Origin of the sequence: Erwinia sp. OLFS4, from assembly GCF_002752165.1 — a bacterium.
GTDB lineage: Bacteria > Pseudomonadota > Gammaproteobacteria > Enterobacterales > Enterobacteriaceae > Izhakiella.
Genome location: NZ_MOMB01000055.1, coordinates 52,349 through 61,276, shown reverse-complemented (window position 1 = coordinate 61,276; position 8,928 = coordinate 52,349). Strand labels below are relative to the sequence as shown.

At 50.5% G+C, this 8,928-nt stretch carries 7 protein-coding genes and 1 other annotated feature; of the genes, 3 read left to right on the top strand and 4 right to left on the bottom strand.

The window, feature by feature from the left end:
* Positions 1 to 493: 493 nt before the first annotated feature.
* From clpB to rluD, 3 genes are all read right to left on the bottom strand, one after another.
* Positions 494 to 3,067: an ATP-dependent chaperone ClpB gene (clpB, locus tag BL249_RS13950; protein ID WP_099705663.1), complete on the bottom strand. Its 2,574-nt coding sequence runs from the start codon at positions 3,065 to 3,067 to the stop codon at positions 494 to 496.
* A gap of 125 nt (positions 3,068 to 3,192) precedes the next feature.
* Complete coding sequence (yfiH, locus tag BL249_RS13945; protein WP_099705662.1) at positions 3,193 to 3,918, bottom strand: purine nucleoside phosphorylase YfiH; 726 nt, start codon at positions 3,916 to 3,918, stop codon at positions 3,193 to 3,195.
* Positions 3,915 to 4,895, bottom strand: a complete 981-nt coding sequence (rluD, locus tag BL249_RS13940) for a 23S rRNA pseudouridine(1911/1915/1917) synthase RluD (RefSeq protein ID WP_099705661.1) — start codon at positions 4,893 to 4,895, stop codon at positions 3,915 to 3,917. The genes yfiH and rluD overlap by 4 nt, the downstream gene beginning before the upstream one ends.
* Before the next feature lie 129 nt (positions 4,896 to 5,024).
* Between rluD and bamD the strand changes: the two genes are divergently transcribed.
* The 3 genes from bamD (at position 5,025) to pheA (ending at position 7,768) form a co-directional block, all read left to right on the top strand.
* Positions 5,025 to 5,759 (top strand): outer membrane protein assembly factor BamD, encoded by a 735-nt coding sequence (gene bamD, locus BL249_RS13935; RefSeq protein ID WP_099705660.1) that lies wholly within the window; start codon positions 5,025 to 5,027, stop codon positions 5,757 to 5,759.
* 268 nt (positions 5,760 to 6,027) lie between these two features.
* Positions 6,028 to 6,354 (top strand): ribosome-associated translation inhibitor RaiA, encoded by a 327-nt coding sequence (raiA, locus tag BL249_RS13930; RefSeq protein WP_099705659.1) that lies wholly within the window; start codon positions 6,028 to 6,030, stop codon positions 6,352 to 6,354.
* 103 nt (positions 6,355 to 6,457) lie between these two features.
* Positions 6,458 to 6,582: a sequence feature (Phe leader region), on the top strand.
* A 25-nt stretch (positions 6,583 to 6,607) separates the two neighbouring features.
* Positions 6,608 to 7,768: a bifunctional chorismate mutase/prephenate dehydratase gene (pheA, locus tag BL249_RS13925; protein ID WP_099705658.1), complete on the top strand. Its 1,161-nt coding sequence runs from the start codon at positions 6,608 to 6,610 to the stop codon at positions 7,766 to 7,768.
* A 35-nt stretch (positions 7,769 to 7,803) separates the two neighbouring features.
* Here pheA and tyrA read toward each other — a convergent pair whose 3' ends face one another.
* Positions 7,804 to 8,925, bottom strand: coding sequence for a bifunctional chorismate mutase/prephenate dehydrogenase (gene tyrA, locus BL249_RS13920; RefSeq protein ID WP_099705657.1), 1,122 nt, complete (start codon positions 8,923 to 8,925; stop codon positions 7,804 to 7,806).
* Positions 8,926 to 8,928: the final 3 nt, after the last annotated feature.

The window sequence follows — 8,928 nt, the reverse complement described above, 5'->3', positions numbered from 1 at the left end:
TCTGAGCCATGATCAAACTCTTCAATTTAAAAGTGTCTGATGCTCAAAGAATTAAACTCTCCGTCCGGTATTTAAACCCGACGGTTACGTAATGAATTTACGCGTTCACTCTTCAAGACTTGATACTGCAAATAGTTTTGCCATATCAATCCTGCGAGTGCCCACACAGATTGTCTGATAAATTGTTAAAGAGCGCTGCGACCGGCATTACGCCTGCTGTCGCGAGGTGGCGTATATTACGTCACCCCTCTGAAGAGTCAAGGATTTTTTCCTTCTTCTTTAGCGGAAAATAAATCGTTTTATCTTCCTGCCAACCCGGTCCGCGTTGCCGCTATGCCGTGTCAGTGGAGGCGCATTATAGGGACCTGACGTTATCTGACAAGTTTTATTTGCAAAAAGAGAATCGTTCGCTCACTTTTCAATCAGCAATAAGGTTCTGATCGGTATAGACGAAAAAAAGGGCCCGATAAGAGCCCTTTTGCAACACCGATATTTATTGTGAAGCCACGATACTGCCGTTGCTGACATCCATTAAAATCGGCTTACCTGGCACAAACGCACCGGAAAGAATTTTCTGTGCCAGCGGATTTTCAATCTCTTGCTGGATCGCCCGTTTAAGCGGACGGGCACCGTAAACCGGGTCATAACCGTTTTTGCCTAAAAGTTGCAGCGCAGCATCACTGATGTGTAATTCATAGCCGCGCTCTTCCAGGCGCTGGTAAAGACGATGCAGCTGAATTTTAGCAATTGAAGCAATGTGTTTTTCACCCAGCGGGTGGAAAACCACCAGTTCGTCAATACGGTTGATGAATTCCGGGCGGAAATGATGGCCAACAACAGACATCACCAGCGTTTTCATTTCACCGTAATTCAACTCGCCAAACCGTTCCTGAATCAGATCCGATCCAAGATTCGATGTCATAATCACCACGGTATTGCGAAAATCAACCGTCCGACCCTGACCATCTGTCAGACGACCATCATCCAGCACCTGCAACAGAATGTTAAACACGTCCGGGTGCGCTTTTTCAACTTCGTCCAGCAGAATCACCGAATAAGGACGACGGCGCACTGCCTCCGTCAGGTAGCCACCTTCTTCATAACCCACATATCCCGGGGGCGCACCCACCAGCCGCGAGACAACATGTTTTTCCATAAACTCCGACATATCAAGCCGCACCATGGCATCATCACTGTCAAACATGAAGTTAGCCAACGCTTTGCAGAGCTCGGTTTTACCCACACCCGTTGGCCCAAGGAACAAAAACGAGCCAATGGGTCGGTTAGGATCGGCAAGTCCGGCACGACTGCGGCGAATCGCATTAGACACGGCTTCAACAGCTTCATCCTGGCCAATCACCCGCTGATGTAATTCCTGCTCCATGCGCAACAGTTTTTCGCGTTCTCCTTCCATCATGCGGGCAACCGGGATACCGGTCCAGCGAGCCAGCACATCGGCAATTTCAACGTCCGTTACGCGATTGCGTAACAACTTCATCGTCTTCCCTTCAGACTGAGTCGCTGCAGCAAGCTGTTTTTCCAGCTCGGGTATTTTGCCGTATTGCAGTTCAGACATCTGTGCCAGGTCCCCCTGACGACGGGCCTGTTCAAGCTCGATCCGCGCCTGCTCCAGTTGTGCTTTAATGGTCTGAGTACCGGAAAGCGAAGCTTTTTCCGCTTTCCATTCCTCTTCCAGCTCTGAGTAATCTTTTTCTTTTTGCGTCAACTCTTCCTCAAGCATATCCAGACGCTTAACGCTCGCTTCATCAGATTCTTTTTTCAGCGCCTGCTGTTCCAGTTTTAGCTGGATAATGCGTCTTTCAAGCCGATCCAACGGTTCTGGTTTCGAGTCGATCTGCAAGCGAATGCTTGATGCGGCTTCGTCAATCAGGTCAATCGCTTTGTCAGGCAACTGGCGGTCGGCAATATAACGATGCGACAGCGTCGCTGCAGCAACAATGGCCGGATCAGTGATCTGCACATGATGGTGCAGCTCATAGCGCTCTTTCAGGCCACGCAAAATAGCAATGGTATCTTCCACGCTGGGTTCGGCGACAAAAACCTTCTGAAAACGTCGCTCCAGCGCAGCATCTTTTTCAATATACTGGCGATACTCATCCAGCGTTGTGGCACCCACGCAGTGCAATTCGCCACGCGCCAACGCAGGCTTAAGCATATTACCGGCATCCATGGCACCATCAGCTTTACCGGCACCAACCATGGTGTGCAGCTCGTCAACAAACAAAATAACGTTGCCTTCCTGTTTGGCAAGGTCATTAAGTACACCCTTCAGACGTTCTTCAAATTCACCACGGTATTTAGCACCGGCCACCAATGCCCCCATATCCAGTGCCAGCACCCGACGCCCTTTAAGGCCTTCCGGCACCTCACCGTTGATAATACGCTGTGCCAGTCCCTCAACGATTGCCGTCTTACCCACCCCGGGTTCACCAATTAGCACCGGATTGTTTTTTGTGCGCCGTTGTAAAACCTGGATAGTCCGGCGAATCTCTTCATCACGCCCAATAACCGGGTCCAGTTTGCCTTGTTCTGCACGCTCAGTAAGGTCAATGGTATATTTTTTTAACGCCTGACGCTGGTCTTCAGCACCCTGATCGTTCACGTTTTCCCCCCCGCGTATTTGCTCAATGGCTTTCGTCAGCTTGTCGCTGGTTACACCGGCTGATTTCAACAAATCAGCCAGCGACCCGCGGGAATCAAGGGCAGCCAACACAAACAGTTCTGATGAAATAAAGTTATCGCCGCGCTTTTGCGCCAGCTTATCGCAATTATTGAGAACACGAACCAAATCGGCGGAAGGCTGAACATCGGTGTCGCTGCCCTCAACCTGAGGCAGGCGGCTGATTGCCTGTTCAATACTGCTACGCAGGCTGGCGATATTAGCGCCGGCCGTCGTCAGAAGCGGACCGACAGACCCGCCTTCCTGATGAAGCAAAGCACTCATCAGATGCAGTGGTTCAATAAATTGATGATCGCGTCCCAGTGCTAAAGACTGGGCGTCGGCAAGAGCTAACTGGAATTTATTAGTAAGACGATCCAGGCGCATAATTTCCCCCTACAGGTCAAAATTGCTACTGGAGATTAGATGAGGTCTGTCCTCAAATTTTCAAGATTATTGACCCGTTTTTTTGCTGGAAAAAACACCAACCTGGATCGTCTTAGGCCGCTAATTTAGCTCAGCCAAATCAAAGTTGCCATACGGCCAGTAATTCCGTCGCGCCGGTAGGAGAAAAAATGACCAGTTTGCTGATAGGTGCAAATGCCACCGCCGCTGATAGTGGTAATACCAGAAAGCGACAGGCGCTGACGTGCCAGCAGCCAGAGATCGGCATAAAATTTATCGCCTGCCGCGGCAAAAGCCGCTGCCGCTAACGGGTTTTCAGCTATAAAGGCATTGCGCACTTCGGCCCCGACTTCAAATGCCCCAGGACCAATAGCTGGCCCAAGCCACGCCAGAATCTGATGCGCCGGCGCCGCAAACTTTTTCAGGGTTTGTTCAATAACCCCTGCCAGCAATCCGCGCCAGCCAGCATGCACGGCCGCAACCTCATCCCCCTGCTGCGAACATAACAGAACCGGCAGACAATCTGCCGTCATTACTGCGCAAACAGTGTCTGGTGTACGCGTATAAGCAGCATCGGCAACGCAGACTGACTGCCACGTTGGCAGCGTAAGCACCGAGGTACCATGTACCTGTTCCAGCCAGACAGGAGATGATGGCAAACCCGCCAGCTGGATTAAGTGCTGGCGGTTGCGTAATACGTGTCCGTCATCGTCTCCGACATGCATTCCCAGGTTAAAAGAATCCCACGGTGGCAGGCTGAATCCCCCCTGCCGCATGGTACTACAGGCATGGACGGAGGCCGGTGCGTCCCACTGCGGAAAAAGTAAGCTCATAGCCAATCCAGCTGATCTTTGAACGCCTCAGTATCTGCCTTCAGTGCGTCAATCAGATCAACCATATCCTGAGGTATCGGGGCATGCCACTCCATTTCAATACCGCTAACAGGGTGGTAGAGGCGCAGCATCGTTGCATGCAGCGCCTGACGGTCAAACTGCCGCAACGTAGTGATAAAAGCGTCAGATGCTCCTTTTGGCGGCCGTGGCCGACCACCGTATAGCGGATCACCCACCAGAGGATGATTAATATGCGCCATATGCACACGAATCTGATGGGTGCGGCCAGTTTCAAGACGCAGACGTAAGCGGGTATGTGCGCGGAAATGTTCCATAATGCGATAATGCGTGACCGCCGGTTTGCCCATCGGATGAACCGCCATATGGGTGCGTTTGCTGGCATGACGGCTAATCGGCTGTTCAACCGTCCCCCCTGCCGTCATGTTACCTATTGCCACCGCTTCATATTCGCGAGTGATTTCGCGTAATTGTAATGATTCCACCAGATGGGTTTGTGCAGGCACACTTTTAGCAACCACCATTAATCCGGTAGTGTCTTTGTCAAGCCGGTGAACAATGCCAGCACGCGGAACCTCAGCAATCTGCGGGTAGTGATATAACAACGCGTTCAGTACCGTACCATCGGGATTACCGGCGCCAGGATGCACCACAAGATCGCGGGGTTTATTAATTACCAGAATATCATCATCTTCATAGACAATGTTAAGCGCGATATTTTGCGGCTGCCAGCGTGTTTCTTCTTCTATCGCCGCATCAATTTCAATATGCTCGCCGCCAAGCACCTTCACTTTTGGTGTGTCGGCAACCGTGCCATTTACCCGGATGCGGCCATCCAGAATCCACTCTTTTATGCGTGAACGTGAATAATCAGGGAACAATTCGGCCAAAGCCTGATCTAAGCGTTGTCCAAGTTGTGATTCGGATACCGTTGCGGTGAGTTGTACTTGTTGTGCCATAAACAGCTTCTTCGTTAACGTTGGGTTTTCACGGCATTGCCGTTAATATATTGTGCTATCGTACTTGGTCACTTCCGGAAGCTTAACGGATAGCTTCCGCAATAACACTCTGAGGATAATCAAATCGTCATGACGCGTATGAAATATCTGGTGGTTGCAGCCACGCTTAGCCTGGCACTTGCCGGCTGTTCCGGCTCCAAAGAGACGGTGCCAGACAGCCCGCCTGCTGAGATTTACGCCACGGCCCAGCAAAAGCTGCAGGACGGTAACTTTAAAGGCGCCATTACGCAACTGGAAGCTCTTGATAACCGCTATCCGTTTGGTCCTTATTCCCAGCAGGTGCAGCTGGATCTCATTTACGCATATTACAAAAACGGCGATCTCCCGCTGGCACAAGCCGCTATCGACCGCTTTATGCGTCTGAATCCCACGCATCCCAATATTGACTACGTTATTTACATGCGTGGTCTGACCGACATGGCAATGGATAACAGCGCCCTGCAGAACTTCTTTGGTATCGATCGTTCCGATCGCGATCCGGAGCATGCCCATGCCGCATTCCGTGATTTCACGCAGTTGCTACGCGGTTATCCAGGTAGCCTGTATGCCAATGACGCCAGAATGCGTTTGGTTTCGCTGAAAGATCGTCTGGCGAAATATGAGTTATCCGTGGCACGATTCTACACTAAGCGCGGCGCTTATGTCGCCGTCGTTAACCGCGTAGAACAGATGCTGAAAGATTACCCGGATACTAAAGCAACGCAATCTGCGTTGCCGTTGATGGAAAACGCCTATCGCCAGATGCAGCTTAACGGCGAAGCAGACAAAGTCGCGAAGCTGATTGCAGCCAACCGCACCCGCTAATGCGGTCTGTGCCAGCAAAAAGGCAGCCCGCGGGCTGCCTTTTTGCTGCTTAATACACCGGTTTTTCATATAAAAAACAGCTTATCCCGTCAACTATGTCAGTGCGGGACATGAAGTTCAAGGGCTAAAACCGGGTTAACCGAGCCTTTTCACATATTTCATTTCCTTGACAAAAAGTGACCTCATTTTTTGATCAAGATCAAACATTTGCCTGTTTCTGGCGCTATTCTGGCTTTACCCGGACGGAAATGACAGAGAGGTAAGTACAATGATTCTGAACATTACCAGTAAACAAATGGAGATTACTGAAGCTATCCGCCACCATGTCGAGGAGCGCCTGGCTAAACTGGAAAAATGGCAAACGCAGCTGATCAATCCACACATTGTTTTGTCGAAAGAATCTAACGAATTTGTTGCAGATGCCACTATTAATACCCCCAACGGCCCGTTGGTTGCCAGTGCCAAACATACCGACATGTACTCTGCCATTAACGATCTCATCAACAAGCTGGAAAAACAGCTGAATAAAGTGCAGCACAAAGGTGAAGCCAGACGCGCTTATAGCAGCGTTAAGGATCTGAGTCTGAGCGAATAGCTTGTTTACCGTCATGCAACGCGCCTGCGGGCGCGTTTTTTATTGACAGCTGTTTTTTAACAAGGTTATTGTTCCCTACCGTCACCACAAAAAACGTCAGACACATGCAACTTAACCTGTTCTTCTTCGCATTGTTTTTTACCTTCCCCTGAACGGGAGGCCTTTCGTCGTGAAAGTAACAATGCGAAGACGAATAATAAAGCCTCCCACCAGGGAGGCTTTTTTTTGAACAGCTGGAAGGTAACTAAACGCTATGAGCACAGAAAAACCCTTACTGTCATTACGCGATAAAATCACTGCGCTGGATGAAAAATTACTGGCACTCCTTGCCGAACGACGCGCACTGTCGGTTGAAGTGGCAAATGCCAAAATGCTTACTCAGCGTCCGGTACGCGACATCGCCCGGGAACGTGAACTGCTGGAAAAGCTGATTGAAAAAGGAAAACGACAGGGTCTGGATGCACATTACATTACCCAGATTTTTCAGCAGATTATTGAAGATTCGGTGCTTACTCAACAGACTCTGTTACAACAACACCTTAATCAGACAGGTACGAGCAGCGCACGTATTGCGTTCCTCGGTCCGAAAGGTTCCTGGTCGCATATTGCGGCCCGTAAATATGCTGCACGCCATTTTGAACAGATCGCAGAATGCGGATGTCTTAAATTTAATAAAATTATTCAACAAGTTGAAACTGGTCACGCCGATTATGCCGTTGTGCCGATTGAAAACACCAGTTCCGGATCAATTAATGATGTTTACGATCTGCTGCAAAATACCAGCCTGTCCATTGTTGGTGAACTGACGCTTCCCATAGACCACTGTGTGCTGGTCTCTGGTGCCACCGACTTGCAACAGATTTCAACCATCTACAGCCATCCCCAGCCCTTTCAGCAATGCAGCCAGTTTATTAGACGTTTTCCGCAATGGAAAATTGAGTATACGGAAAGTACCGCAGCGGCAATGGAAAAAGTCGCCAGTATCAACAGCCCGCAGGTAGCAGCACTTGGCAGTGAAGCTGGCGGTGCGCTATATGGCCTGCAAGTGCTGGAACGTGATCTGGCAAATCAGCAGCAGAATATCACCCGTTTTATTATTCTCGCGCGCAAAGCAGTAGAAGTGACCTCGCAGGTGCCGGCTAAAACCACACTGCTGCTGGCGACCGGTCAGCAGGCCGGGGCGCTGGTTGAAGCGCTGCTGGTGCTGCGTAACCATAATCTGATTATGAGTAAGCTGGAAAGCCGGCCAATCCATGGCAATCCGTGGGAGGAAATGTTTTACATTGATGTGCAGGAAAACCAGCGCTCAGAGGCCATGAAAAAAGCGCTGCATGAGCTGCATGCTATTACGCGCTTTTTGAAAGTCCTCGGCTGCTATCCCAGCGAGAACGTTGTACCGGTAGACCGGGGATAATTCGCCGCGGTGCGGACGCAGAAAGCGCACTTTTATCACTGGCGGCTGTCATTAGCCGCTCGTAACATCGCCCTGCTTTCCATCATGAAACGGGGCGCATAATCGCCAAACCAGCGGGCAACTTTGCGGAAACTGTGAATAAAAGCCTGCTTATCGCCTTTTTCAAGCAATGCAATCGCCTCGCCAAAACGCAGATAATAACGCTTTATCAGCGCCAGATTGTTTTCAGACGACATAATAATATCGGCATAAAGCTGGGGGTCCTGGGCGAATAATCGGCCGACCATCGCCAGTTCCAGACGATAAATCGGTGATGACAGAGCCAGCAGCTGTTCCAGTTCAACATTCTCTTCCGCAAGATGCAGGCCATATGCAAAAGTTGCAAAATGGCGCAGTGCCTGGATAAAGGTCATATGCTGATCGTGTTCACTGGCGCTGATACGATGCAGACGCGCGCCCCATACCTGAATCTGTTCAAGAAACCACTGATACGCTTGCGGTTGACGTCCGTCACACCAGACGACAACCTGCTTTGCCAGGCTGCTGGTATCCGGGCCAAACATTGGATGCAACCCCAGTACCGGTCCAGCGTGGGCGGCCAGCATCGCCTGCAACGGCCCATTTTTAACAGAAGCAATATCCACCAGGATACAATCTTTGGCTAACGGCGGTAACTGAGCAATCACTTGCTCGGTCAGATGAATAGGCACGCTGACAATAACCATGCCGGCCTGCCTTAACAGGCTATCTGCGTCATCCCACTGATCTTTATCGAGGATGGCAACCTGGTAACCTGACAACGTGAGCAATTTCTCAAATAATCGCCCCATTTGTCCTTTGCCACCGACAATAACCACCCGACGCAGCGCCGGATTCATGGTTTTAAACCCTTTGTCATTTTCGCTGGCGTAGGATTCACGCATGACGCGTCTGAGCACATCCTCAATCAGGTCAGGGGGAACACCCAGTCTCGCGGCTTCCTGACGACGTGAAGCCAGCATTGTCGCTTCACGTTCCGGCGCATAAATAGGCAGCCCGGCCTTGCTTTTCACTTCACCGACTTCCGCAACCAGCGCCAGGCGCTTTGCCAGCAAGTCCAGCAAAGCCTTGTCAACCTCATCGATCCGATCGCGCAGTGCGGTTAATTCAGCCACCATTTT